We start from the raw sequence: 25,025 nt of genomic DNA, 5'->3' as shown, positions 1-25,025 counted from the left end.
GGCAGGAGAGCGGGGGCCGTGCCGTGCTGCGTGTACCGCACTGCGTCGTGCCTACCGTCCCAGGATCAGGCTCATGGCCTCGGCGCGGGTCGCGCCGTCGCGCATCTGGCCGCGCACGGCCGAGGTCACGGTCCGCGAACCAGGCTTGCGCACGCCCCGCATGGACATGCACAGGTGCTCGCACTCGACCACGACGATCACGCCGCGCGGCGCGAGGTTCTCGACGAGCGCGTCGGCGATCTGCGACGTCAGGCGCTCCTGGACCTGGGGGCGGCGCGCGAAGACGTCGACCAGGCGGGCCAGCTTGGACAGCCCCGTGATGCGACCGTCCACGTTGGGGATGTACCCGACGTGCGCCACGCCGTGGAACGGCACCAGGTGGTGCTCGCACGTCGAGTAGACCTCGATGTCCTTGACCAGCACCATCTCCTCGTGACCGAGGTCGAACATGGTGGTCAGGACGTCCGAGGGCTCCTGGCGCAGGCCCGCGAAGATCTCGCGGTAGGCGCGAGCGACACGGGACGGGGTCTCCTGGAGGCCCTCGCGGTCCGGGTCCTCGCCCACGGCGAGCAGGAGCTCACGCACTGCTGCGCGGGCCCGCTCCTCGTCGTACTCGGGGACGTCCGCCGGGGCGCGCAGCCCCTGGTCGGGCACCTGGGCCACGTCAGACCTGCCCGTCGTCGACCACGCGGTCCGCGGGGACCTCGCCGATGCGCTCGGGCGGGAGCTCGTCGGCCGCCGCGGCGGCCTCGTCCTGCGGGACCACGACGGGGTGCCCCTGCGGGTCCTTGGGCAGCGTGGCCTTCTCGGCCTCGGTCATGACCGGGGGCCGCTGCGAGACCGAGCGCTGCTCGCTCGAGAGCCAGACCTCACGCGCGTCGCGCTTGACGACGGGAGCGAAGATCTCGGCGAGCTCGGCCTGGTTCAGCGTCTCCTTCTCGAGGAGCTCGAGGACCAGGTGGTCGAGCACGTCGCGGTACTGGACGAGCACCTCCCAGGCCTCGTCGTGGGCCGACTCGACCAGGCGGCGGACCTCGTGGTCGACCGTGCCCGCGACCGACTCGGAGTAGTCGCGCGTGTGGCCCATGTCGCGACCCATGAAGGGCTCGCCCGCGCCGATGCCGAGCTTGATCGCGCCGACGCGCTCGCTCATGCCGTACTCGGTGACCATCTTCTTGGCGATCGCGGTCGCCTTCTCGATGTCGTTCGAGGCGCCCGTCGTGGGGTCGTGGAACACGAGCTCCTCGGCCACGCGGCCGCCCATGGCGTAGGCGAGCTGGTCGAGCAGCTCGTTGCGCGTCGTGGAGTACTTGTCCTCGAGCGGCATGACCATGGTGTAGCCGAGCGCACGACCACGCGGCAGGATCGTCACCTTGGTGACGGGGTCCGTGTAGCGCATGGCCGCGGCGACCAGGGCGTGACCGCCCTCGTGGTACGCCGTGATCTTCTGCTCCTTGACGTTCATCACGCGGGTCCGCTTCTGCGGGCCGGCGATCACGCGGTCGATGGCCTCGTCGAGCGCGCGGTCGTCGATGAGCTGGGCACCCGAGCGCGCGGTGAGCAGCGCGGCCTCGTTGAGCACGTTCGCGAGGTCCGCACCCGTGAAGCCGGGGGTGCGGCGCGCGACGGCGGCCAGGTCGATCTCGGGGACGATCGGCTTGCCCTGGGCGTGCACGGCCAGGATCGCCTCGCGGCCCTTGAGGTCAGGTGCCTCGACCGCGATCTGGCGGTCGAAACGGCCCGGACGCAGGAGCGCGGGGTCGAGGATGTCAGGGCGGTTGGTCGCCGCGATGAGGATGACGTTGGTCTTGACGTCGAACCCGTCCATCTCGACGAGGAGCTGGTTCAGCGTCTGCTCGCGCTCGTCGTGCCCGCCGCCCATGCCGGCACCGCGGTGGCGGCCGACGGCGTCGATCTCGTCGACGAAGATGATGGCCGGCGAGTTCTCCTTGGCCTGCTGGAAGAGGTCACGGACACGGCTCGCGCCGACGCCCACGAACATCTCGACGAAGTCCGAGCCGGAGATCGTGTAGAACGGCACGCCGGCCTCGCCGGCGACGGCGCGCGCGAGGAGGGTCTTGCCGGTCCCGGGAGGCCCGTAGAGGAGCACGCCCTTGGGGATCTTGGCGCCCACGGCCTGGAACTTGTCCGGCTCGGCGAGGAACTCCTTGATCTCGTAGAGCTCCTCGACGGCCTCGTCCGCGCCGGCGACGTCGGCGAACGTGACCTGCGGGGTGTCCTTCGAGGCGAGCTTGGCCTTGGACTTGCCGAAGCCCATGACCTTGGAGCCGCCGCCCTGCATGCGGGACAGCAGGAACCAGAACACGAGCCCGATGATGAGGAACGGCAGGATGAGCGAGAGCGCCGACGCGAGGAACGAGGGACGCGCGATCTCCGAGTTGTAGCCCTTGGGAGGGTTCGCCTCGGTCACGGCGTTCACCACGGCCTCGCCCTGGGGTGCGACGTAGAAGAACTCCACGCTCTTGCCCTGCGACTTGCCGTCGACCTCGTAGTCCTCGGTGAGGGTGAGCTGGACGCGCTGGTCCCCGTCGACCAGGAGGGCCTGCTCGACCTTCCCGTCCTGGAGGAGCTCGAGCCCGGTCGAGGTGTCGACACGGTGGACGCTGGGTCCGGACAGGGCCATGAAGGCGATCCCGAGGATCGCCAGACCCACCACGATCCAGACGATCGGCCCGCTGAGAATCTTCTTGATGTTCATCGGCGACGGGGACGAGCCCCCGCATCCCTCCACTCGCGCAATGGTTCCGCCAGTGAAGTTACACGCACAACCTGGCAGTTGGCTGGTCTGTTCGCCCAGGGCGTGGCTTCGAGGAGCGGCGTCCCGCGCGGGTCACGGCCTGAGCCGCGGGCTCGCCCCGCGGTGCCCGGCGGCGGGGGCGCGACCGAGGTCGTCGCCCCCGCCGCCGTCACCGGTCGGGGCTGGGGTGAGGCGTCAGGACGAGTAGACGTGCGGGGCGAGCGTGCCCACGAACGGCAGGTTGCGGTACTTCTCCGCGTAGTCCAGGCCGTAGCCCACGACGAACTCGTTGGGGATGTCGAAGCCGATGTAGCGCACGTCGACCTCGGTCTTCGCGGCGTCGGGCTTGCGGAGCATCGCCGCCACCTCGACCGACGCGGGGCCGCGGCTGCGCAGGTTCGACAGCAGCCACGAGAGCGTGAGGCCCGAGTCGATGATGTCCTCGACGATGAGCACGTGGCGCCCCGTGAGGTCGGCGTCGAGGTCCTTGAGGATGCGCACGACGCCCGAGGACTTGGTGCCCGAGCCGTAGGACGAGACGGCCATCCAGTCCATCTCGACGTCGTGGTGCAGGCGGCGGGCGAGGTCGGCCATGACCATGACCGCTCCCTTGAGGACGCCCACGAGGAGCAGGTCCTTGCCCGCGTAGTCGCGGTCGATCTGCTCGGCGAGCTCGTCCAGCCTCCCGCGGAGCTGCTCCTCGGTGAGGAGGATGTTCTCGAGGTCGTTGCCGACGTCGGATGAGTCCACGGGTTTCACTCCTGTGCTGGTTCTGCTGATGGGGTTCGCGCGAGCGAGGGAGGCCGTTCCGGCCCCAGGAAGAGTCTCCCACGGGTGCGCGAGGCGCGAAGGTCGCCCGGGAGGTGCGCGGGGCCCTGGCCCCGCCACGCGGTGACCAGGGCGTCGAGCGTCGCGACGTGGCTCGCGAAGAGCGAACCGGCGGGACTCCCGGCCTCCTGGGCCGCGGCGCGCAGTGCCCGACGGCGCAGCGCGGCCGGGGCGTCCGCCAGCACCTGGGTGTCGAGCACCACAGCGACGTCCGGTCGGGTCACCGGCCGTTCGTCACGCGTCCCGACGGGCCGGGCGCCCCGCGAGGCCGGGTCGTCGACGTCCGCTCCGACCGGTTCGCGAGGTTCGTCGGGCTCGGTGACCCGCGCCCGGTCGAGCAGCCGGGCCGCGAGGTCGTCGAGCAGGTCGGCGTCCTCGCGGAGCTGGTCGGCCGTCCGCGCCAGCGTGACCGCGACCCCCGGGCCGAGCACGTCCTCGAGCACCGGGAGCACCCGGGTGCGCACCTGCGAGCGCAACGGCAGGTCGGCCGCTCCGGCCTGCGTCGGCGCGCAGGCCGGGACGCCGTTCGTGGGGTCGGTCCACCACGTCAGCCCGTTCGCAGCGCACACGGCCTCGGTGTCGGTGCGACGCAGCCCCAGCAGAGGACGCCGGTAGACCCCGCGCTCAGCCGCCATGCCCGCGAGCGAGCGGGCCCCCGACCCGCGCGCGAGACCCAGCAGCACGGTCTCGGCCTGGTCGTCGAGCGTGTGCCCCAGCAGGACCGCGGCCGCCCCCGTGCGGTGAGCGACGTCGTCGAGCAGGGCGTAGCGCGCGTGCCGCGCGGCCGCCTCGAGCCCACCCCGGCTCCCGACCCGCACGCCGCGCACCTCGACCGGATCGAGGCCCAGCGCGCGGCACTGCTCGCCCGCGCGCGCCGCGACGTCGGCGCTCCCTCCCTGGAGGCCGTGGTCCACGACGACCGCACCGGCCCGCAGGCCGTCGCGCGACGCCACGAACGCCGTCGCGGCCGCGAGCGCGAGCGAGTCCGCCCCGCCCGAGCAGGCCACGAGCACGAGCGAGCCGGGCGCGAGGTCGCGCAGCGCGGCACGCACCGCACGGCGGGCCGCGGCGTCCGCGGGACGAGGTCCGACCACCCTGCGCCCCGTCAGCCGTGGACCCGGCGCACCCAGGCGCCGGGTTCCGCGATCTCGCGGGCCGAGGGCAGCGTCCCGGGGCTCGTCCAGACCGCGTTGAGGCCGTCACGCCCGACCTGCCTCTCCACGGCACGGACGAACGCCGCACCGTCGCGGTACTGCGCGAGCTTGGCGTCCATCCCGAGGAAGCGGCGCAGCACCGTGTCGAGCGTGCTGCTGCCCTGCCCGTCGCGTCGCGCCTCGAACTGGGCACGGATCCGACGCACCGTGGGGACCGTCCGTCGCCCGACGGCGTCCATCATGACGTCCGCGTGGCCCTCGAGCAGCGCCATGACTCCCGACACCTCCTCGAGGACGGCCTTCTGGTCCTGCGTGAGCAGGCCCTCGGCCACGCCGCCGCCCTCGCCGCGGACCGCACGCACGACGACGCGGCCCGCGGTCGCGACCTTCTCCCGCAACCGGGCGTCGGCCAGATGACGCGACGACTCCGAGAGCCCCACGAGCAGGTCGTGCGCGCGGGCCCGCAGGTGGTCGGCGAGCCACGGGGCCGCCGCGAACTGCAGGGCGTGCGTCTGCTCGTGGAGGCACACCCAGAGGCGGAAGTCGGCCGGGACCAGGTCCAGGTCCCGCTCGAGCTGAAGGACGTTGGGCGCGACGAGGAGCAGGCGGCCAGGGGGTGCGCCGCCGTCGGGGCGACCGTCTGCGGCGCTGTCAGCACTACCGCCTGCGGCGCGGAGTCCGCTACCGCCTGCGGCGCTGTCAGCACTACCGCCTGCGGCCCTCTCCGCGCTACCGCCTGCGGCGCTGTACGGATCGAACTGTCCCAGCACCCTGCTCGACAGCGCCGCGAGCACCGCCCCCACCTGCGCCGCGCCCACCAGGGCCGTCGTCGCCGAGACCGGCTTGTCGTCCTTCCCCGTCAGCGCGTCGGCGACTCCGTCGGTCAGGCTCGCCATGACCTCGGTGTTCGCCCGCGCCCAGCGCGGGCGGTCGACCACGAACACCTGCGACAGCTCGGCAGGCTCCTCGCTCGCGACGCCCCCCGGTGCTGCTGCGCTGCCGGGCAGGGCGGCCGGCACCATGCGCGTGACGCGCAGGACGTGCGGGACCGCGTCCGACGCCGCTGCCCGCAGGCCAGCGACGAGCTCCGCGAGCTCGTCGCGCGAGGCCAGGGGACCCGGCCGGGCCACCCGTCCGGCGATCTGCGCTGCTGCGGACCAGTCGACGAGCGGCGTGCCGAGCACGGGAGACGTCATCGCCCCACCGTAGCCGCTGCGCTCAGCCGGTCGACCGTCGCGCCCGTTGCAGACGACCCGCAGCACGCGATCAGTCCGCGAGGCCCCCGACGAACCCGTCCATGAGCAGCCGGGCCCCGTACGACCCGCCCTCGGGCAGCGCGTCCGCGAGGAGGACGAACACGAGCTGGCGCTCCTGCGCCGTGACGACCGTCCCGGCGAGCGAGGTCACTCCTGGCAGGCTGCCCGTCTTGGCACGGACCAGACCGCGGCCGGGCGACGCCAGGAAGCGGTCGTCGAGCGTCCCCGACAGGCCCGCGATCGGCAGGCCCACGGCGCCGGCCCGCAGCCCGGGCTGCGCAGGGTCCGTCAGGAGCATGAGCGTCGCGGCGAGCTGGTCCGCGGTCACGGCCGAGCCGTCCCCGAGGCCCGAGCAGTCCGCGAGCACCGCCCCCTGCATGTCCACCCCGAGCCGCTCCATGCTCGCGCGGACCGCCTGGGTCGCGCCGTCGAACGTCGCGGGCAGGCCCGCGTCGATCGCGACGAGGCGGCCGACGACCTCGGTGATGGTGTTGTCGGAGTGCTGGAGGAAGTAGCCCACGACCTCCTCGAGGGACGCGGACTCGACCGACCCGAGGACCGTCGCGTCGGCCGGGGCCTCCCCGCGCTCGGGGGCGCCCGTGACCGTGATGCCCACGTCGGCGAGCCGCTGCGCGAAGATCTCGGCCGCGGCGAGCGAGGGGTCGGGGCTCCGCTTGGCGTACTCCGCGTCGCTCAGCCGGGCCACGTCGACCCCGAGGGCCGTGACGGGCGCGACGTAGCCCGCGGTCACGTTCCCGGCGAAGACCGCCGGGCTGACGGTGGGACCCGAGAAGTACCGGTCGTCGACCACGAGCCGCACCGTCGTCGCGCCCGTGAGCCGGAGCTTGCCGGCCACCTGGGCGGCGAGGTCGGCGAGCCCCGCCCGCCCGTTGACCGCCAGGGGATCGCCCTCCCCAGCGGCGAGCATCATGTCGCCGCCACCCACCAGGGCGATCGTCCCCGCCCCGACGTCGACCACCTTCGTGGTGAGCGTCACCTCGGGACCGGGCGACGCGAGGGCCGCGGCGGCCGTGAAGATCTTCTGCGTCGAGGCCGGGATCATGGGTGTGCCCGCGCTGCTCTGCGCGAGCACCTCGCCCGTGATCCGGTCCAGCACGACGCCGCCGGCACGGCTCCCCATCTGAGGATCCTTGACGAGCGCGTCGAGCCCGGCGGAGATCTCCGCCGCGTCCGGCACCGGTGCGCCCTCGTCGAGCACCGGGAGCGTCTGCGCAGGTGACGCGGTGTCCACGGCGCCCGGAGGCGTCGGGAAGGGTGCTGCAGGCGCGACCGCGGGTGCGGTCGTGAGGATCCCGGGGACGACGTCGTACGCGTCGGCCGTCAGGTAGCCGCCCGCGAGCACCACCACGATCCCCGCAGTGATGCCCGTCCGCGCTGCCCAACCCATCTGACCCTCTTCCCTCCTGCCGGCGGCCCTTCGGGTGGGACCGCTCTCCGTGCGCATTATCACTCAGGAACCACAACGTTCCCGGGGTCCGGCCACTGCTGTCCCAGGTCGTTCGTGTCACACTAGAGGGCGCATGATGGCCCGGTCTCTCCTCGAAGGTCACGCCGCCCCTCGGGACGGCCCACCTCCACCTGGCAGGGAACCGCCGGAGCCGCGTGCGCACGACAGCCGATTTTCATGACCGCCACACCGCGACCGAGCGGGTGCGCCGGTTCAACTGGAGGAGAACAGTGGAGTTCGACGTCACGATCGAGATCCCGAAGGGCCAGCGCAACAAGTACGAGGTCGACCACGCGACAGGTCGCATCCGCCTTGACCGCATGCTGTTCACCTCGACGCGCTACCCGGACGACTACGGGTTCATCGAGGGCACCCTCGGCGAGGACGGCGACCCGCTGGACGCCCTGGTCCTGCTCGAGGAGCCTACGTTCCCCGGCTGCCTGATCCGCTGCCGCGCGCTCGGCATGTTCCGCATGCGCGACGAGGCCGGGGGCGACGACAAGGTCCTGTGCGTCCCCACGGGCGACCAGCGTGCCGCGTGGCGCCAGGACATCGACGACGTGTCGGACTTCCACCGTCTCGAGATCCAGCACTTCTTCGAGGTCTACAAGGACCTCGAGCCGGGCAAGTCCGTCGAGGGCGCCCACTGGACCGGTCGCACCGAGGCCGAGGCCGAGATCGAGCGTTCCATCCAGCGCGCGATCGACAGCGGCTACCACACGCCCGGCCACTGACCCTCCGCACACCGCGCAGGGTCGGCCGCCGAACGGCCACGAACCACCACGAGGACCCGGTCTCCACCAGGAGGCCGGGTCCTCGTGCGTCCGAGGGCGCCGGACTCCGACCGACCACCGTCGAGACGGCCCCTACGGCCGCCCCGCGTACGGCATCGAGCTCTTCCAGCGCACCGCGCTGATCTTCACGGGCACGCCGGCGTAGATGGCCTCGATCATCTGGCCGTTCCCGACGTACATCGCGACGTGCCAGATCGAGCTCGGGTCCTGCGGATCGCTGCCGTAGAAGATGAGGTCGCCGGGTCGTAGCTGGTCGTAGCCGATCTTGGCGACCTTCGCGTACTGCGAGCGCGAGGTCCGCGTGATGCTCACTCCCACGCTGGCCCAGGCCTGCGACGTGAGTCCCGAGCAGTCGTACGCGGGCCCGTTGCCGCCCCACAGGTACGGCGCGCCGATCTTGGTGCGCGCCCAGTCGACCGCGGCCTGCCCCTTGGCGGCGCCCGAGCCGGGCGAGGTCACGGGAGGCGTGACGGGCGGGGTGACCGGGGGCGTCACGGGCGGCGCCACGGGAGGGGCCACCGGCGGAGCGACCGGGGGGTCGGGCGTCGTCACGGGAGGCACGACGGGCGGGGCCACCGGGGAGCTCCCCCCGCCCGACGGCGGAGCGGGCGTCCCGGCGTCGGGCGCCGGGGGCGCAGGAACGGCCAGGGCGTCCCGCTCGGCCTGCGCCTGACGCTCGGCGGCGAGCTCGCGCTCGGCGTCGAGCGCGTCCTGGCGCGCCCGCTCGACCTCGACGGTCGTGGCACGCGCTGCGGCGAGGTCGGCGATGAGCTCGTCGCGCCGGGCGGCTGCGGCCCGGATCGAGCCCTCGATCGCCTGCTGCGCCTCCTGCGCCGCGGCGAACGTCTCCTCGGCTCGCTCCGAGGCCGCGACGCGCGCCTCCTCGGCGGCGGTCGCCCGCGCCCTCGCGGCGTCCGCGAGCGCCCGGGCGGTGCGGTGGCCGTCGGCGACGGTCTGGACCTTGCGGCCGGTGAGCTTCTGGGCGCGCTCGGACTCGACGATCTGGTCGAGCCCGTCCGACTCCACGACGACCTGCAGGGCGTCGAGCGACCCGCCCGACTGCCGGGACGCGCGGTAGACGGCCCCCATGGCCGAGCGGGACTCGGCCTCGCCGGCCTCGGCCGTCGTGAGGGCGGTCTGCGCCGCGTCGACCTCGACGCGCGCCGCGTCGAGCTCAGCCTGCGCGTCGGCGTAGTCCTCGGCCGCGAGGCCCGCCCGGATCCAGGCGTTGTCACGCTGCTCGGCGAGCGTGGCGAGGTCGGCCTCGATCTCGGCCACCCGTGCCCCTGCCGCCTGCTCGTCCTGCTGGGCCGACCGGACGTCGTCGTCGGTCGGGGGTTCGGCCCGGACGGCCGGGGCGATCCCGCCACCGAGCGTCACGACCAGGGCTCCGACGAGCGCTGCGCGACCCGTCCGCCGTGGTGACGTGCTCTCGAGGGGCGCGCTGCGCCGTCGGGCAGAGGGGAACAGGCGCACCACGGTTCCCCGATCGGTCGACGACACGCCCTTGCCGCGCGGGCGGACGGGCGCCGCCGCGGGCGCGGCGGACGTCCAGTCTCCCCGGTGCCGCGGCGCCGCGCGAGCCGACCACGGCCCGCACCGGGTCAGGCGACCGTCTCGCGAGACCCCCAAATCTCACATGGCAAGACGCGGGTTTCGCCGGATGAGATACCGACCTACTCTCGACAGCATGACCTGCCGCCGAATGTGTAGCTGACCCCCAGCGCACGTTCGCCTGCCTGCGGACCCCCTCCGGGACGAGCTGCACCCGCCGACCACGACGTCGGCAGGAGCACGCCAGCCTCGCCCGGAAGGCCCGCACCCCCGCGTGCGCACCAGTCCACCCACTGCCCCGCCGCGGACCCCGGCCAGGAACGGCCCCCTCTGCGGCTCCCCTCCCCCCTTCCAGGAGCCATCATGAGCACCGAGCCCCGCTGGTCCTTCGAGACCCGCCAGATCCACGCCGGCCAGACGCCCGACCCCACCACCGGGGCGCGCGCGCTGCCCATCTACCAGACCACGTCGTTCGTCTTCCCCGACGCGGGCGTCGCAGCCGACCGCTTCGCCCTCAAGGACCTCGGCCCCATCTACACGCGCATCGGCAACCCGACCGCCGAGGTCGTCGAGAACCGCATCGCCAACCTCGAGGGCGGCGTGGGCGCACTCCTCCTCGCGTCGGGCCAGGCCGCGACCACGTTCGCGATCCTCAACGTCGCCGAGGCGGGCGACCACGTCGTGGCCAGCCCGTCGCTGTACGGCGGCACGTACAACCTGCTCCAGTACTCGCTCGCCAAGCTCGGCATCGAGACCACGTGGGTCACCGACCCGCACGACCCGCAAGCCTGGCGCGACGCGGCCCGCCCGAACACCAAGGCGTTCTTCGCCGAGACCATCCCCAACCCGAAGGCCGACATCCTCGACATCGAGGCCGTGGCCGCCGCCGCGCACGAGGTCGGCGTCCCGCTCATCGTGGACAACACGGTCGCGACGCCCTACCTGCTGCGCCCCATCGAGTTCGGCGCGGACATCGTCATCCACTCCGCGACCAAGTACCTCGGCGGGCACGGCTCGGCGATCGGCGGCGTGATCGTCGACTCCGGGAACTTCGACTTCTCGAAGGACCCCGAGCGGTTCACGAGCTTCAACACCCCGGACCCCAGCTACAACGGGATCGTGTACGCCCGCGACCTGGGCGTGGACGGCATCCTGGGCGCGAACCTCGCGTACATCCTCAAGGCGCGCGTGCAGCTCCTGCGCGACCTCGGGTCGGCCATCTCGCCCTTCAACGCGTTCCTCATCGCCCAGGGCATCGAGACCCTGTCGCTGCGCGTCGAGCGCCACGTCGAGAACGCCAAGACCGTCGCGACCTGGCTCGAGTCGCGCGACGACGTCCTGTCGGTGGGCTACGCGGGTCTCCCGTCGAGCCCCTGGTACGCCAACGCGCAGAAGTACACGCCGCGCGGTGCGGGCGCGATCGTCACGTTCGAGCTCGACGGCGGGGCCGAGGCCGGCCAGGCGTTCGTCTCGGCGCTCGCGCTCCACTCGAACGTCGCCAACATCGGCGACGTCCGCTCGCTCGTCATCCACCCGGCGTCCACGACGCACGCCCAGCTCAGCCCCGAGGAGCAGGTCACGGCGGGCGTCACGCCCGGCCTCGTCCGCCTGTCCGTCGGGATCGAGCACGTCGACGACATCCTCGCGGACCTCGAGGCGGGCTTCATCGCCGCCAAGTCCGCCCAGGGAGCCGACGCCGCGGCCGCTGCCTCGGTCGTGGCGGAGTAGGGCACCGGGACCCACGATGACGATTCTGGACGGCCGGGGCGCCCCCGGTGCCCCGGCCGTACAGTGGTCGGCAATGACTCCCCCACCCCCTTCCGCGTCCTCCCGCCCGCCCGCGCGGCGCGGGTCGGACTCGCGCGCACGGGCCAAGGCGCCCGTGCCGGCCACGGCCGCGTGGCGCGAGGGGGACGACGCCGGAGCCCGCCTCTTCGCGGACGTCGGCACGTTCGACCTCGAGGCCGGGGGGCGCCTGCCGGACGTCCGCGTCGCGTACGAGACCTGGGGCACGCTCGCGCCCGACGGCTCGAACGCCGTGCTCGTCCTGCACGCCCTGACGGGCGACTCGCACGTCGTCGGTCCTGCCGGCCCTGGCCACCTGTCGGCCGGCTGGTGGGAGGCCATGGTCGGGCCGGGCGCCCCGATCGACACCGACCGGTACTTCGTCGTCGCACCCAACGTCCTGGGCGGCTGCCAGGGCACCACGGGGCCCGCCTCGGCGGCCCCCGACGGCCGGCCGTGGGGCGGGCGCTTCCCGCGCATCACGACGCGCGACCAGGTCGCCGTGGAGATCGAGCTCGCGCGGGCGCTCGGCATCTCGTCGTGGGCGCTCGTGATCGGCGCGTCCATGGGCGGGCTGCGCGTGCTCGAGTGGGCGATCCTCGGCCCCGAGTCCGGCATCTCGGTCGAGTCGGTCGCGGTCATCGCGTCGGCCGCGCAGACCTCGGGAGACCAGATCGCCTGGGCGCACCCGCAGATCGGCGCCATCCGTGCGGACCCGAAGTACCGCGGGGGCGACTACTACGACGTGCCCGACGACCAGGGACCCCACGTGGGCCTGGGCATCGCGCGGCAGATCGCGCACGCGACCTACCGCAGCGCCCGCGAGCTCGACGAGCGCTTCGGCCGGCTGCCCCAGGGCGGCGAGGACCCGTTCACGGACGGGCGCTACGCCGTCCAGTCCTACCTGGACCACCACGGGGACAAGCTCTCGCGCCGCTTCGACGCGAACTCCTACGTCGTGCTCACCGAGTCCATGCTGACCCATGACCTGGGCCGCGACCGCGGGGGCGTCGACGAGGCCCTGGGCCAGATCACGGCCCGCACGCTCGTCGTGGCCGTCGACACCGACCGCCTGTTCCTCCCCGAGGACTCGGCACGCATCGCGCAGAAGGTCCCGGGCGCGCAGCCCCTGCGGCTGCTGCACTCGGAGTTCGGTCACGACGGCTTCCTCATCGAGTTCGACCAGCTCGGGCCGATCGTCACGCAGTTCCTGGCGGAGCGCGCGCAGGTCTGAGAAGCCCCCTCGCGCCGGGCCGGACCTGGACCGCGCATCGGCCGTTCCGGTCCCCGTGGCCTGCGCGGTGCGTGACGCCGCGCCCCCGACCAGGCACGATGTCTCCATGACCGCAGACCTGACCGAGGCCACCGCCGCCCTCCACGCCCAGTGGGACCGCCTGGAGAGGTGGCTCGGCTCGCTCGACGACACCCTGGACGACGCGGTCGACCAGCCCAGCGTCCTGACGGGCTGGACCGTGGGCGAGCTCGTGTCGCACCTGGGGCGCGCCATGGACGCGCTCGTGGCCGCGACGCCCGTCGCGCCCGGCACCAACCCTCTGACCCTCGCCGAGTACCTCGGCACGTACCCCGAGCGCGCCGAGCAGATCGCCCAGGTGACCCGTGCGCTCGACGAGGAGATCGCCGCCGACCGCCTCACCGCGGTCTCGGGCTACGCGCGCCGGGCGTTCGCGCGCCTCGACGAGCTCGCCCCGACCGAGACCGTGATCCAGGCCCGTCGCGGGCCCATCACGCTGCGCGACATGGTGGTCTCCCGGCTCATCGAGCTCGTCGTGCACGCCGACGACCTCGAGCGCAGCCTGCCCGGGGTCGCGGAGAAGGCCGTCGACCGCGGCGCCCTGGACCTGGTCGCGGCCGAGCTGCTGCGCATCGTCGTGACGCGCGGCGGGTGGAGCCTCGAGGTCGTCGACCCGCGCCTGTGGGTCCGGCTCGCGACGGGCCGCACCCCGTACGACACCGACGACCTGGCTCGCGCCCTCGCGCCGCTCCACACCTCGGACTCGGTCCCGGACCTGGGGCGCATGCTGCCGCTGCTCTGAGGTCCGCCGCGCTCGGTGCGGCGGACCCGCACCATGCCGCGGCCGCACCAGGGCCCGGCCGCCCCAGGCCGCCCGACTATGCTCGACCGGTGGTGAACGACGCGCGGGTGACGGTCCTGGCAGGCGGTGTGGGTGGCGCGAAGCTCGCCCACGGCATGGAGCTCGCGGGGGCCGACCTCACGGTCGTGGTCAACACGGCCGACGACGTCGAGCTGCACGGGCTCGCGATCAGCCCCGACCTCGACACCGTGACCTACACGCTCGCGGGACTCGCCGACGACGTGCGCGGCTGGGGCCTGGCCGGGGAGACGTACGCGACGCTCGAGGCCATGCGACGCCTGGGCGAGGACACCTGGTTCACGCTGGGCGACAAGGACCTCGCGACCCATGTGGTGCGCACGGCGCGCCTGCGCGCCGGGGCCACGCTGACCGAGGTCACGGCGCAGATCACGGGCTCGCTCGGGGTCCGCGCACGCCTGCTGCCCATGACGGACGACCTCGTGGCGACCGTGGTCGAGACGGCCGACGGGCCGCTCGGCTTCCAGGAGTACTTCGTCGCCCGCCAGCACCGCGACGAGGTCCTGGGGCTGACGTTCGTGGGGGCCGAGCAGGCGTCCCCGGCGCCGGGCGTGCTCGACGCAGTCTCCGGTGCGGACCTGCTGGTCGTCGCGCCGTCGAACCCGTTCCTGTCGATCGCCCCGGTCCTGGCCGTGCCGGGGGTGCGCGAGGCCCTCGCGTCCTCGACCGTGCGGCGTGTCGCGGTGAGCCCGATCATCGGGGGCCGCGCGCTCAAGGGGCCGGCGGCGTCGGTGCTCGCGAGCCTGGGGCACGACGTCTCGGCCCTGGGTGTCGCGCGCCTGTACGTGGGGCTGGTCGACGTCATGTGCATCGACGAGGCCGACCGGGACCTCGCGCCCGCGATCGAGGCCCTGGGCCTCGAGGTGCTCGTGACGGACACGGTCATGGGTGGCGCGGAGGGACGCGAACGACTGGCTCGCGAGCTCCTCGCCGCGGCATCGGCATGACGCCCGACGGCGTCACGCACCGCGGGAGGGCCGGTGCGGCGGGTGCGTCCCCAGCCCGGCAGCGGGTGGTTGCCGTGGTGCCGCTGCGCGACGGGTTCTCGGGCAAGTCGCGGCTCGCGGCGGTGCTCGATCCTGCGGAGCGGAGCCGGTTGATCGCGGTGCTCGCACGGCACGTGGTCGGGACGCTGCTCGCGAGCGAGGCCGTGGAGCGGGTGCTGGTCGTGACGTCGGACCCCCGGTTCGCATGGCGTGCGCTGGGGAGCCTGGTGCCGCCCGTGCCGCCGCCCCTGGACGACGCCCCGGGTTCGCCGAGAGCGACGGGTGCGCCCGTCGAGGGCGACGGCCCCGGCGCCGAGGGGGACGGCCCCGGCCGGCTCCAGATCGTCCTGCAGCCTGCGAGCCGCCCCGGCCTGAACGCCGCGCTCGACGTCGGTCGTGAGCTCGTGGTCGGCACCTCGGGCAGCTCGGGAGCTGTCGACGGGCCTGCGGGACCCGCGCGACTCCTCGTCGCCCACGCAGACCTCCCTGCCCTCACGGTCGAGGACGTCGAGTCGCTGCTCACCGAGGACTCACCCGTCGTGGTCGCGACCGACCGGGTGCGTGCGGGCACCAACCTCCTGGTGCTCGACGCCGACGCGCCGTTCACGTTCCGGTTCGGCGTCGGGAGCCTCGAGGCCCACCTGGCCGAGGCGGACCTGCGGGGCGTGCGCGCCGCCGTCGTGCACCGGACCGGGACCGCCGTGGACCTCGACACGCTCGACGACTGGGCCGAGCTGCCCGCGGATGTGCGGTCGCGGGACGAGTTGTCAGAGCTCCACCGGGCCATGGACCGGGCCAGTTCTGACACCTGAGCCGCGCGCCTGTCAGGACGGGGGCGGTAGGACCGGTCGCGCACGTCCGGCACCTCGGCGTGAGCGACGCTCCGTTGCCGGCACTCCCGGCCGGTGGCATCGTGACCGCATGGGGATCGAGGTGCGGCCCGCGACGGTGTTCGTCGACGTGAGGACGATGGTCGGGCCCAAGCGGCCCGACGCCAACGTGTGCTGGTGCCTGAGCTACCGCATCGGTTCGAAGGAGAACGTCGCGCTCGTAGGCCCCGAGCGCGGGGCGCTCGTCGAGAAGCTCTGCCGCCAGGACCCTCCGCCGGGGGTGCTCGCGTACGAGGGGGACGAGGTCGTGGGCTGGGCCGCGGTCCACCCGCGCGCCGACACGAGCTTCGCGCGCAACCGCAAGATCCCGCACGTCGACGACCTCGACGTGTGGTCGGTGTGGTGCCTGCGGGTGCGGCCCGGGCACCGTGGCGCGGGGATCTCGCACCGGTTGCTCGAGGGCGCGGTCGCGTTCGCGCGCGAGCACGGGGCGCCCGCGGTCGAGGGCTACCCGCTCGACAACGAGGGCAGGAAGATCGACCTGACCATGGCGTACGCGGGCACCAAGAAGCTCTTCGAGGACGCGGGGTTCACCCAGGCAGCGACGACCGACTCGGTGCTCAACGGTTTTCCGCGCGTCCTCATGCGGCTCGACCTGCGCTGACCCCGACGAGCTGTCAGAGCTGCACCGGGCTATCCCCCGGTTCACTTCTGACAACTGGTCCGTGGAGCGAGAACACTCCTCCAGTCATCTCCGGCAGTCCCTCACCACCCGCTGCAGGTCACCACCCGCCGTGGTGCACCACGTCCTCGAGCGGTCGCCGTGGGCGCCTCGTCGGCGACCCGCCCGACGACGCAGCACCGGTCCCCAGCCATGCCGCGCCCTCCCGAGGAGCCGGGTCCGCCGCGTGCCCCACCGCGACCACCCCGGTGACCAGGAACTCGCGCGGCACCCCGAGCTCGGCGCGCAACGCCTCGACCTGTCCGGGCGGCACCCCGAAGAAGCACGCCCCGAGCCCCTCGTCGACCGCCGTCTGGAGCATGAGCAGCGACGCCATGCCCGCGTCGACGTGCCAGTACGGCACGTCCCACGGCGACTCCCCCTCGCCCGCAGCCTGAGCCGCGGCGCGCGCCTTGTCGTCCTCGGCGTACCGCGCCAGGTAGGCGTCACGCGACGTCAGGACCACCACGAGCACGGGGGCGGTCCGCATCCCGGCGAGCCACCGGCTCTCCTTCGCGGCGCCGCGAGGGGCCGCGTTCCCCTCGCCGGCCGCACCCCCGGCGGAACCGGCCACCCCCTCCCCGCCCCCGCCCGGCTCTCCCGCCGCCACGGGCGAGGTCGCGGACCAGAAGCGCGCGACGTCGTCGGGCCGGTCGAGGACCACGAACGCCCAGCCCTGCGTGAAGCCCGCGTTCGGTGCGCGCACCGCATTGCGCAGCATGCGCTCCACGGCCCGCGGCGCGACCGGCTCCCCCGTGAAACGACGGACCATGCGGCGACGGCGGACGACGTCCTGAAACTCCATGCCGACCATGCTGCCAGCCCGCGCCCACGCCGCGGGACGCACGCTGCGCCCGCCCGCACCGAGCACGGCCGGTCCAACGACCCCCTCGCCGCTCCTCCCCGCGCGCCACTGCCCCTCGGGTGCCAGGATGCGTGAGTCGCGCCGTCGGGCCCGACCCCGCACCAGCCCGTCGCAGGAAGGCCCAGCCAGTGAGCCAAGAACGCACGAGACCCGGCGCGGGCACCATCACGGTCGCCGGGCTCGCCGTCATGAACATCGTCGCGGTCGTGAGCCTGCGCGGGCTGCCCGCCGAGGCCGAGTACGGCCTCGCCTCGACGTTCTACTACCTGTTCGCGGCGCTCTTCTTCCTGGCGCCCGTGGGCCTCGTGGCCGCCGAGCTGGCGACCGGCTGGCCCGAGGAGGGCGGCATGTTCCGCTGGGTCGGCGAGGCGTTCGGGAGCCGCTGGGGGTTCCTCGCGATCCTCATGGTCTTCATCGAGGGCTGCATCTGGTTCCCGACCATCCTCACGTTCGCCGCGGTCACGCTCGCCTACACGGGGTCCGACGCCGAGGCCGCCCAACAGATCTCGAGCAACAAGCTGTTCGTGCTCGTGGTCGTCCTCGGCGTGTTCTGGCTCGCGACCCTCATCGCGCTGCGCGGCGTCAAGTCGTTCTCGCAGGTCGCGAAGTGGGGCGGGATCGTGGGGACGCTCGTGCCCGCCGCGCTCCTGGTGGGCCTCGCGGCCGCCTATCTCGCGGGCGGCAACACCTCGCAGGTCGAGCTCTCGTGGGGCGCGTTCGTGCCGGACCTGTCGAAGTTCTCGAACATCGTGCTCGCCGCGGGCATCTTCCTGTTCTACGCGGGCATGGAGATGAACGCGGTGCACGTGCGGTCGATCAAGAACCCGATCCGCAACTACCCGATCGCGATCCTCGTGGCCGCGCTCGGTGCCGTCGTCGTCCTCGTCCTGGGCACCCTCGCGATCGCGGTGGTCGTGCCCGAGGGGCAGATCAACCTCACGCAGAGCCTGCTGACCGCGTTCAACACGCTGCTCGACTGGGCGGGCATCGGCTGGGCCGGGCCCGTCCTGGCCGCGATGCTGGCCGTGGGCGTGCTCGCGGGCGTCGTGACCTGGGTCGCGGGCCCCGCGACGGGCCTGCTCTCGGTGGCCCGCGCGGGCTACCTGCCTCGGTGGTTCCACCGGACCAACCGCGCGGGCATGCCGTCGCGCATCCTGCTCGTGCAGGCGGCGATCGTGACGGCCCTGTCCGTGATGTTCGTGATCCTGCCGTCGGTCCAGGCCGCGTACCAGCTCCTGAGCCAGCTCACCGTGATCCTGTACCTGGTCGCGTACGTCCTGATGTTCGCGGCCGTGATCGCGCTGCGGTACTCGCAGCCCAGCCGTCCGCGCCGCTACCACGTGCCGGGCGGGATGGTGGGGGTGTGGGTCATCGGTGGGTGCGGGCTGCTCGCGGCCACGCTCGCGCTCGTCGTGAGCTTCGTGCCTCCCGCCCAGATCGAGGTCGGCAGCGCGACGACGTACGTGGGGCTGCTCGTCGGTCTCAGCGTGGTGTTCGTGGCGCTGCCGTTCTGGGCGTACAGCGCCCGCAGGCCGTCGTGGCGCGACGAGACGCTCGACTTCGCGCCCTTCACCTGGCAGGTCGCGGCGCCGGTGGGAGCACCTCTCCCGGACGGCCCGGTCGCGGCTCCGGGCAGCGCACCGGGCGACCGGGCGGCGGACCACCGGGACCGGTGAGCCCGGCCGACGTCGGGAGTCCTAGAGCCGCTCGGCGAGCAGCTCGACGAGCGCCTTGCCCTGCACTCCCCCGAGCTGGTCGGCCTGGGTGCGGCACGAGAACCCGTCGGCCAGGAAGATGTCGTTCGGTCCGGCGGCCCGCAGCGCGGGCAGGAGCGCGTTCTCGGCGACCTGCACCGACACGTCGTAGTGCCCCTTCTCCATGCCGAAGTTCCCGGCGAGCCCGCAGCACCCGGCGAGCGTGTCGATCGTGGCGCCGGCACCACGGAGCAGCTTCTCGTCGGCCTGGAAGCCCATGACGGAGTGCTGGTGGCAGTGCGGCTGGACGACGGCCGTGACGTCGGACAGGTCGGGGACCTTCCACCCGGTCTCGGGTGCGGGCCGCGTCTCGGGGCGCGTGAGCAGCTCGGCGACCGTGTGGGTGGCTCCCGCGACGGCCTTCGCGCGCGGGTCGTCGGGGAAGAGGTCGAGCAGGTCCGAGCGCAGCACCGCGGTGCACGACGGCTCGAGCCCGACGATCGGGATCCCGTTGACCGCGAACGGCCCCAGGACCTGGAGCAGGTTCTCGAGGCGCTTGCGGGCACCGTCGAGCTGGCCGGTGCTGATCCAGGTCAGGCCGCAGCAGGCCTGCTGGTCGGGCACGATCACGTCGTAGCCCGCGGCGTCGAGCACCGTGACCGCGGACTGCGGCACCGAGGGCGCGAGCGCGTCGCTGAACGAGTCGGTCCACAGCACGACCTGCGGCCGCTTGCTGGTCCTGGGCCGCCCGGGCGTCTGCCCGACGGCGAGCCCCGGCACCCCGTTCGTCGCGCCTCCGCGCTTCCACCAGGTGCGGAAGGGGACCTCGGCGAAGCGGGGGACCTCGCGGCGCGAGTCCATGCCGCCGAGCGTGAGCACGAGCTTCGCGACGGGACGGATGCCGAGCACCGCGTTGATGAGCCGCGGCATCATGCCCGCGAGGCGAGCCCAGCGCGGGAGCCAGCCCAGGGCGTAGTGGTTCATGGGGCGCAGCTTGCCCTGGTAGGTCCGGTGCAGCACCTCGGCCTTGTACTGGGCCATGTCGACCCCCGCGGGGCAGTCGGCCGAGCAGGCCTTGCAGGACAGGCACAGGTCGAGCGAGTCACGGACCTCGGGCGACGTGAGGCCGCCCACGAGCGTGCCGTTGATCGCGTCCTGGAGCACGCGGGCGCGGCCGCGCGTGACGTCCTTCTCGTCCTTGGTCGCCTGGTACGAGGGGCACATGAACCCGCCCGACGCCGAGGAGTCCGCGCGGCACTTGCCGACGCCGACGCAGCGGTGGACGGCCTGGGTCATGTCGCCGTGGTCGTGGCTGAACGAGAAGCCGCCCTTGGTCGGCAGCACCGGCAGCGCCCTGGGCCGGCGCAGGTCGGCGTCCACGGCGCTGGGCCGCACGATCACGCCCGGGTTGAGCACGTCCTGCGGGTCGAACAGCGCCTTGATCTGCTCGAACAGCGAGATGGCCTCGGGTGAGTACATGACGGGCAGCAGCTCCGAGCGCGCGCGGCCGTCGCCGTGCTCGCCCGACAGCGAGCCGCCGTACTTGGCCACGAGGTGCGCGGCCTCGGTCATGAAGGTGCGCAGCACCGAGCCCGACATCTCGAGCGGGATGTCGATGCGCAGGTGCACGCACCCGTCGCCGAAGTGCCCGTACGGCAAGCCGTCGACGCCGTAGCGCGCCATGAGCTCGTCGAGGTCGCGCAGGTAGGCGCCCAGCTTCTCCGGAGGGACCGCGGAGTCCTCCCAGCCCGGCCACGCCTGCTCGCCCGCGGGGGTGCGCCCGGCCAGCCCGGCGCCGTCGGCCCGGATCTGCCACATGGCCGTGGCGTCGGGGCCCGCGGGCAGGATGCGCGTGGAGGTCGACGCGGACGCCGCGACGATCGCCTCGGCGTTCGCGTACGCCTCCTCGGGGGTCGCGCCCCCGACCTCGACCATCATCCAGCCGCCGCCCGGCGGCAGCTCGGGGACCGAGTCCGCGCCCTTGGCGCGGCGCACCACGTCGACGAGGCGGGCGTCGAGGCCCTCGACCGCGAGCGGGCCCAGCGAGAGGAGGGCGGGGACGTCGTCGGCCGCGGTGGGCATGTCCTCGTAGGCGAGGACGACGAGCGTGGGCGCGCTCGGCATCGGGACCAGGGCGACCGTGGCCTCGAGGATGGTCACGAGCGTGCCCTCGGTGCCCACGAGCATCTTGGCGAGGTCGGAGCCGTTCTCCGGCAGCAGGTGCTCGACCGAGTAGCCGGAGACCTGGCGGCCGAACCGCCCGAACTCGGTGCGGATGAGCGCAAGGTTGTCCTTGACGATCTTCGCGAGGCCCGGGACCGCGGCGAACGTCGGGTCGCCCTTGCCCGCGGTGAAGCGCCTGCCCGTGCCGTCGACCACGTCGAGCTCGACCACGTTGTCCGCGGTGCGCCCGTACGCGACCGCGTGCGGGCCGCACGCGTTGTTGCCGATCATGCCGCCGAGCGTCGCGCGGTTCTGCGTCGAGGGGTCGGGCCCGAACCGCAGGCCGTGCGGGGCCGCGGCCTTCTGGAGCGTCGACATGACCACGCCCGGCTCGATGCGGGCCGTTCGTGCCTCCGGGTCGAGCGACAGGACGCGGTTGAGGTGCCGCGAGAAGTCGATCACGACGCCCGGGCCGATCGAGTTGCCCGCGACCGACGTGCCCGCGCCGCGCGCCGTGAGCGGGACGCCCAGCTCGCGCGTCACGTCGAGGGTCGCAACGACGTCGTCGGTCGAGATCGGGAAGACCACCATCTCGGGGACGACGCGGTAGTTCGAGGCGTCGGTCGAGTACTCGGCCCGGCGCCGCGTCGAGGTGTCGACGATGCCGCGCGTCGTGGTCCGCACCGCGGTCGCGACGGCCTCGCGGGCCGCGTCCGCTGCGCGCTCGGCCTCGCTGCGGGCCGCGGACCGTGCGGACTCCTCGGCGGCGGCCGCCTTCGCGGCGTGCTGGGCGTCTGCCTCCGTGGTGCGCTCTGGCGGGACGGGGGCTCCTGCGGCGTCGAGTTCAGCAGTCACGTCGGCGATTCTCCCACCACTCCCGGGAGGGGGTGACGCCCGTCCGGGGAGTGTCCCGGATCCGGGTCCGGCGCGGGACGGGGGCGGGCACGGTGCCCGACGGCGGAGCGTGGGTTCGGGGGTGGCGCGGGGGTTCGGGGGGTGGCGCGAGGCGCTGGAGCTCCGGGTGGCGCGGTGCGCTGCGGCGTCGAGCGTGCGGAACGGACGGAAGGTCCCCGGACCCACCCTCGCCACGTGCGGGTCAGCACTCGGTGGTGCGCTGTGCCGGGTGCGCGGTGCACGTGTGCGCCGTGCTGGGCTGCGATGTGCCAGGGAGACCCTGTGCAAGCCTGCCCACCGGCTCCTGGAGGTGCCCTGCCCGGGCCGGGTCGTGCTCGCTCCCGCTCGTGGCTACCGACTTCCGTCCGCTCCGGTGGCAACGGTACTGCGGGTCGCCGCAGGGCGCGCCGCGGGCGGGGAGGCCACGACCTCCGCATCCGCTGTCAGCGCGGGTTCGCCACGAGCCGTCGGCTAGGGCGCGACCCGGTAGCCGCTGCGGATCGCGACACGGTTCCAGGCGCTCATCACCACGGCGAGCCAGCTGACCGCCGACACCTGCTCGGCGGTCAGCGACCCGTCGTTCCAGTCGTCGCGCGCAGGGACGGAGAGCCGTGTCACTTCCTCCGCCAGTCCGAGGGCCGACTTCTCGATGTCCGTGAAGTACTGCGTCTCCCACCAGGCAGGCAGCACTGCGAGCCTGTCCGCGCTCTCGCCGGCACGCAGCGCGTCGCGCGTGTGCAGACGGCAGCAGAAGGCACAGCCGTTGAGCTGGGACACGCGCAGCCGGATCAGCTCGACGAGCCGTGGGTCTAGTCCGGCTCCTGCCGCGGCCGCTCCTGCTGCCTTGCTGAGCTCAGCGACGTGCCGATAGACGTCAGGGTGCTCCTTGCTGATGTTGACCCGCGGCGTCCGAGAGCTCCGCTCCGTCGACGTGACCATCTGGGTGCTGCCCTCTCTTCGTCCGGACCGTCAGCTCGTGGCCGGCAGGGTTCGCTGCATCGAGTACACGGCCGGGCCGTCTGCCGTGGTCGTGTGCGCTGTCACGAAGAATCGACGTCCCTCGTACAGTCGCACGTTCCGGTCGTCGGACGTCTCGAGCGCGATGGTGCAGCCCGGGTCGAGACGGCCCACCTCCGCGACGACCGCGTCGACGAGGGCCGAGCCAAGGCCTGCACCGCGCGCCTCGGGGCGCACTCCGAGCGTGGCGAGCTCCCACGACGGCACCGGGTGTGCGGGGAGGTCGGCGGCGAGCAGAGCTTCCAGCCGGTCTCCGTGCAGCTCGCGCAGCCGCCGTTGCAGGTCGTCGGCGAGAGGCGGCGCGCTCGACGGCAGGGCGGCGACCGCTCCTCGTCCGTGGGCGTCGACCAGCACCAGGCCGTGCTCGATCGCGTGAGCGAGGTACAGGGACTGGAGCTCTTCGAGCCGGTGCGCGTAGTTGTCGTCAGGAATGGTCCATCGAGTCCACGGGTAGTCGGCGAAGGCGACCGCCAGCGTGCGCGCCGCGGCCGGAAGATCATGGGAGGTGGCGGTGCGGATCGAGTGATTCATGCAGGGCCTTTCAGTGTTCATGACGCCGAGCGTGCCCGTCGACCGTGGGACTGACGGGCTCCTGGATCCGCAGGTGGAGGATCGGGTACGGGCGACCGTCACCGTCGAGCGGGCTGCGCGCGACCACACGGAATCCACGGGCGAGGTAGAAGGCGTGCGCACCAGCGTTCTGCTCGTTCACGTCGACCCTGGTCACGCCGTGGTGGGCGATCGCCTCGGCGAGCAGCGCCGACCCTACGCCGTCGCCCCGCGCCTCGTTCCTCACGAAGAGCATCTCGAGAACGCCCTCGGAGACGCCGGCGAATCCGATCGGCCTCCCCCCGCGCTCGGCGACGACGAGGGTCACCGCGGGAAAGTAGACGGGAGAGAGGTCGGTCTCGATACGTTCGAAGTCGGCGTCGTCCAGAAACTCGTGCGTCGCCCGCACCGCACTGCGCCAGATCTCGACGAGCGCCGGATACTCTGACGGCCCCTCGACGGGGCGAACAGTGAGTTCTTCGGTACTCGCAGCCATGAGATCGATCGTGGCACGACCGTCCCAGCTCGGTCCATCCGATACTCGTCGAGAGCGCCGGCACGGGCCCTTCGCCACGAGAGGCCCTCGCGACGGCTTCACCTGCGGTCGTCCTCTGCCGGGTCGTCCTCAGGGGTGGGGACCTCCCAGGTCCCGAACAGCGCGAGGCCGCTCGCGGCCGCGAGGGCGACGGACGCGACGTTGTCGAGCTGGCAGCGGTACTGGGGTTCGAGGCCGCGACTGAGGGCGTGACGCATCATCGCGCGGACCACGGCGCGCCCCTGCCCCTGCCCACGCGCCTCGGCGAGGGTGAGGACCCCGATGTCCGCGAACACGGCTCCCTCGCCCCACGGGTACATGCTTCCCGCACTCGACAGGCGCCCGTCAGGACCGAACGCCCCGAAAGCGGCCCAGTCGTCGATCCCCACCTGTGCGTCGTCCAGGTCCTGCTCGGTCGCCCGAGACTCGAACTCCTCGAACGCCTCGGTGTCGGCAGGCGAGAGGAGCCGCACGCCTTCGCGGTCCCTCTCGGAGGTCACGCCCGCGCGAAGGGTCGCCGGAAGGTAGTAGAGGTTGTCCGCGCCGTGCAGGGTGATTCCCCCCGCCACGAGCGCTTCACGGACACGCGCCTCGGTGATCGGCCCAGACCGGAAGAGGCCGGTGGACTCGAGCCTCTCGACGACGTCGGGCAGCACGGCGATCGCCGTGTGCGAGTCGGCCGCCGTGCGCAGGACGGTGACGGATCGGTCCTCGTCCAGCCGGGGATTGACGACGAGGCTCACGCTGCCGTCCCTGTGGATGGTCTCGCCGAGGAACGGCTTGCGCCAGGTGGTGACGACGCTGGCGGGAAAGTGGCTCATGACGGGCCTTCCATGAGTAGTCGGGCGGGTCCTCCGCGCGGTGGACCGATGCGCTGCGGCGAGGGCGGGCAGGAACGTCGAGCGTGCTCGCCGGCCCGGGTGGACGACGCGAAGACCGGCGGTGCCGATGGCGTGGTGGGCGACGAGCGAGGTCGGCAGGGCTCCTACGATGACCCGCTCGATCTTGAAGAGCAACTGACTTTTGCCAGAACAGGAACCGG

21 protein-coding genes are annotated in these 25,025 nt (G+C 73.2%); 8 read left to right on the top strand and 13 right to left on the bottom strand.

Annotated features, from left to right (window positions below):
* Positions 1 to 51 precede the first annotated feature (51 nt).
* The 6 genes from folE to dacB all read right to left on the bottom strand — a co-directional run bounded on the left by folE (position 52) and on the right by dacB (position 7,404).
* Positions 52 to 654: a GTP cyclohydrolase I FolE gene (folE, locus tag ASE27_RS02100; protein ID WP_056646542.1), complete on the bottom strand. Its 603-nt coding sequence runs from the start codon at positions 652 to 654 to the stop codon at positions 52 to 54.
* Between the two features lie 10 nt (positions 655 to 664).
* Positions 665 to 2,719 carry an ATP-dependent zinc metalloprotease FtsH gene (gene ftsH / locus ASE27_RS02095; protein WP_056645215.1) on the bottom strand — a complete coding sequence of 685 codons (2,055 nt, stop codon included), beginning with the start codon at positions 2,717 to 2,719 and terminating at the stop codon, positions 665 to 667.
* Positions 2,720 to 2,953: 234 nt separating this feature from the next.
* The gene (gene hpt / locus ASE27_RS02090) at positions 2,954 to 3,508 is read right to left on the bottom strand and encodes a hypoxanthine phosphoribosyltransferase (protein ID WP_056645212.1); all 555 of its coding nucleotides are present in this window, start codon (positions 3,506 to 3,508) and stop codon (positions 2,954 to 2,956) included.
* A 5-nt stretch (positions 3,509 to 3,513) separates the two neighbouring features.
* Entirely contained in the window at positions 3,514 to 4,680 is a 1,167-nt protein-coding gene (tilS, locus tag ASE27_RS02085; RefSeq protein ID WP_056645210.1) for a tRNA lysidine(34) synthetase TilS, read from the bottom strand.
* 11 nt (positions 4,681 to 4,691) lie between these two features.
* The gene (locus ASE27_RS02080) at positions 4,692 to 5,936 is read right to left on the bottom strand and encodes a zinc-dependent metalloprotease (protein WP_056646540.1); all 1,245 of its coding nucleotides are present in this window, start codon (positions 5,934 to 5,936) and stop codon (positions 4,692 to 4,694) included.
* 70 nt (positions 5,937 to 6,006) lie between these two features.
* Positions 6,007 to 7,404 carry a D-alanyl-D-alanine carboxypeptidase/D-alanyl-D-alanine-endopeptidase gene (gene dacB / locus ASE27_RS02075; protein WP_056645208.1) on the bottom strand — a complete coding sequence of 466 codons (1,398 nt, stop codon included), beginning with the start codon at positions 7,402 to 7,404 and terminating at the stop codon, positions 6,007 to 6,009.
* Between the two features lie 290 nt (positions 7,405 to 7,694).
* On the opposite strand from dacB, the gene ASE27_RS02070 reads away from it, so the two are divergent.
* A complete protein-coding gene (locus ASE27_RS02070; RefSeq protein ID WP_056645206.1) occupies positions 7,695 to 8,198 on the top strand; it encodes an inorganic diphosphatase in 504 nt (167 codons plus the stop codon).
* Positions 8,199 to 8,330: 132 nt separating this feature from the next.
* Here the strand turns inward: ASE27_RS02070 and ASE27_RS02065 are convergent, their stop codons facing one another.
* On the bottom strand, positions 8,331 to 9,734 hold the full coding sequence (locus tag ASE27_RS02065; RefSeq protein ID WP_157257339.1) for an NlpC/P60 family protein: 1,404 nt from the start codon (positions 9,732 to 9,734) through the stop codon (positions 8,331 to 8,333).
* 441 nt (positions 9,735 to 10,175) lie between these two features.
* On the opposite strand from ASE27_RS02065, the gene ASE27_RS02060 reads away from it, so the two are divergent.
* The 6 genes from ASE27_RS02060 (at position 10,176) to ASE27_RS02035 (ending at position 16,209) form a co-directional block, all read left to right on the top strand.
* On the top strand, positions 10,176 to 11,540 hold the full coding sequence (locus ASE27_RS02060) for a bifunctional o-acetylhomoserine/o-acetylserine sulfhydrylase (RefSeq protein ID WP_056645202.1): 1,365 nt from the start codon (positions 10,176 to 10,178) through the stop codon (positions 11,538 to 11,540).
* Positions 11,541 to 11,613: 73 nt separating this feature from the next.
* Complete coding sequence (locus ASE27_RS02055; RefSeq protein ID WP_056645200.1) at positions 11,614 to 12,831, top strand: homoserine O-acetyltransferase; 1,218 nt, start codon at positions 11,614 to 11,616, stop codon at positions 12,829 to 12,831.
* Positions 12,832 to 12,937: 106 nt separating this feature from the next.
* Positions 12,938 to 13,651 carry a maleylpyruvate isomerase N-terminal domain-containing protein gene (locus ASE27_RS02050; RefSeq protein ID WP_056645198.1) on the top strand — a complete coding sequence of 238 codons (714 nt, stop codon included), beginning with the start codon at positions 12,938 to 12,940 and terminating at the stop codon, positions 13,649 to 13,651.
* A gap of 89 nt (positions 13,652 to 13,740) precedes the next feature.
* A complete protein-coding gene (gene cofD, locus ASE27_RS02045; protein ID WP_235535322.1) occupies positions 13,741 to 14,676 on the top strand; it encodes a 2-phospho-L-lactate transferase in 936 nt (311 codons plus the stop codon).
* Positions 14,677 to 14,753: 77 nt separating this feature from the next.
* Positions 14,754 to 15,527 carry a 2-phospho-L-lactate guanylyltransferase gene (locus ASE27_RS02040; protein WP_235535321.1) on the top strand — a complete coding sequence of 258 codons (774 nt, stop codon included), beginning with the start codon at positions 14,754 to 14,756 and terminating at the stop codon, positions 15,525 to 15,527.
* A 109-nt stretch (positions 15,528 to 15,636) separates the two neighbouring features.
* On the top strand, positions 15,637 to 16,209 hold the full coding sequence (locus ASE27_RS02035; RefSeq protein WP_056645194.1) for a GNAT family N-acetyltransferase: 573 nt from the start codon (positions 15,637 to 15,639) through the stop codon (positions 16,207 to 16,209).
* Positions 16,210 to 16,327: 118 nt separating this feature from the next.
* Here ASE27_RS02035 and ASE27_RS02030 read toward each other — a convergent pair whose 3' ends face one another.
* Positions 16,328 to 17,071, bottom strand: a complete 744-nt coding sequence (locus ASE27_RS02030) for a nitroreductase family protein (protein ID WP_056646536.1) — start codon at positions 17,069 to 17,071, stop codon at positions 16,328 to 16,330.
* A gap of 188 nt (positions 17,072 to 17,259) precedes the next feature.
* On the opposite strand from ASE27_RS02030, the gene gadC reads away from it, so the two are divergent.
* Positions 17,260 to 18,807, top strand: a complete 1,548-nt coding sequence (gene gadC / locus ASE27_RS02025) for a putative glutamine/gamma-aminobutyrate antiporter GadC (RefSeq protein WP_200955872.1) — start codon at positions 17,260 to 17,262, stop codon at positions 18,805 to 18,807.
* Positions 18,808 to 18,828: 21 nt separating this feature from the next.
* Here gadC and ASE27_RS02020 read toward each other — a convergent pair whose 3' ends face one another.
* The 5 genes from ASE27_RS02020 to ASE27_RS02000 all read right to left on the bottom strand — a co-directional run bounded on the left by ASE27_RS02020 (position 18,829) and on the right by ASE27_RS02000 (position 24,804).
* The gene (locus ASE27_RS02020) at positions 18,829 to 21,672 is read right to left on the bottom strand and encodes an FAD-binding and (Fe-S)-binding domain-containing protein (protein ID WP_056646535.1); all 2,844 of its coding nucleotides are present in this window, start codon (positions 21,670 to 21,672) and stop codon (positions 18,829 to 18,831) included.
* Positions 21,673 to 22,353: 681 nt separating this feature from the next.
* A complete protein-coding gene (locus ASE27_RS02015; protein ID WP_056645193.1) occupies positions 22,354 to 22,821 on the bottom strand; it encodes a carboxymuconolactone decarboxylase family protein in 468 nt (155 codons plus the stop codon).
* 30 nt (positions 22,822 to 22,851) lie between these two features.
* Positions 22,852 to 23,430 (bottom strand): GNAT family N-acetyltransferase, encoded by a 579-nt coding sequence (locus tag ASE27_RS02010; RefSeq protein WP_056645191.1) that lies wholly within the window; start codon positions 23,428 to 23,430, stop codon positions 22,852 to 22,854.
* A 10-nt stretch (positions 23,431 to 23,440) separates the two neighbouring features.
* On the bottom strand, positions 23,441 to 24,022 hold the full coding sequence (locus tag ASE27_RS02005; protein WP_255354690.1) for a GNAT family N-acetyltransferase: 582 nt from the start codon (positions 24,020 to 24,022) through the stop codon (positions 23,441 to 23,443).
* 20 nt (positions 24,023 to 24,042) lie between these two features.
* Positions 24,043 to 24,804: a GNAT family N-acetyltransferase gene (locus ASE27_RS02000; RefSeq protein WP_056645187.1), complete on the bottom strand. Its 762-nt coding sequence runs from the start codon at positions 24,802 to 24,804 to the stop codon at positions 24,043 to 24,045.
* Positions 24,805 to 25,025 lie beyond the last annotated feature (221 nt).

Origin of the sequence: Oerskovia sp. Root918 (assembly GCF_001428945.1) — a bacterium.
GTDB classification, from domain to species: domain Bacteria; phylum Actinomycetota; class Actinomycetes; order Actinomycetales; family Cellulomonadaceae; genus Oerskovia; species Oerskovia enterophila.
Note: the sequence above shows the minus strand (reverse complement) of the source record. Positions and strands in the feature narration are given on the sequence as shown.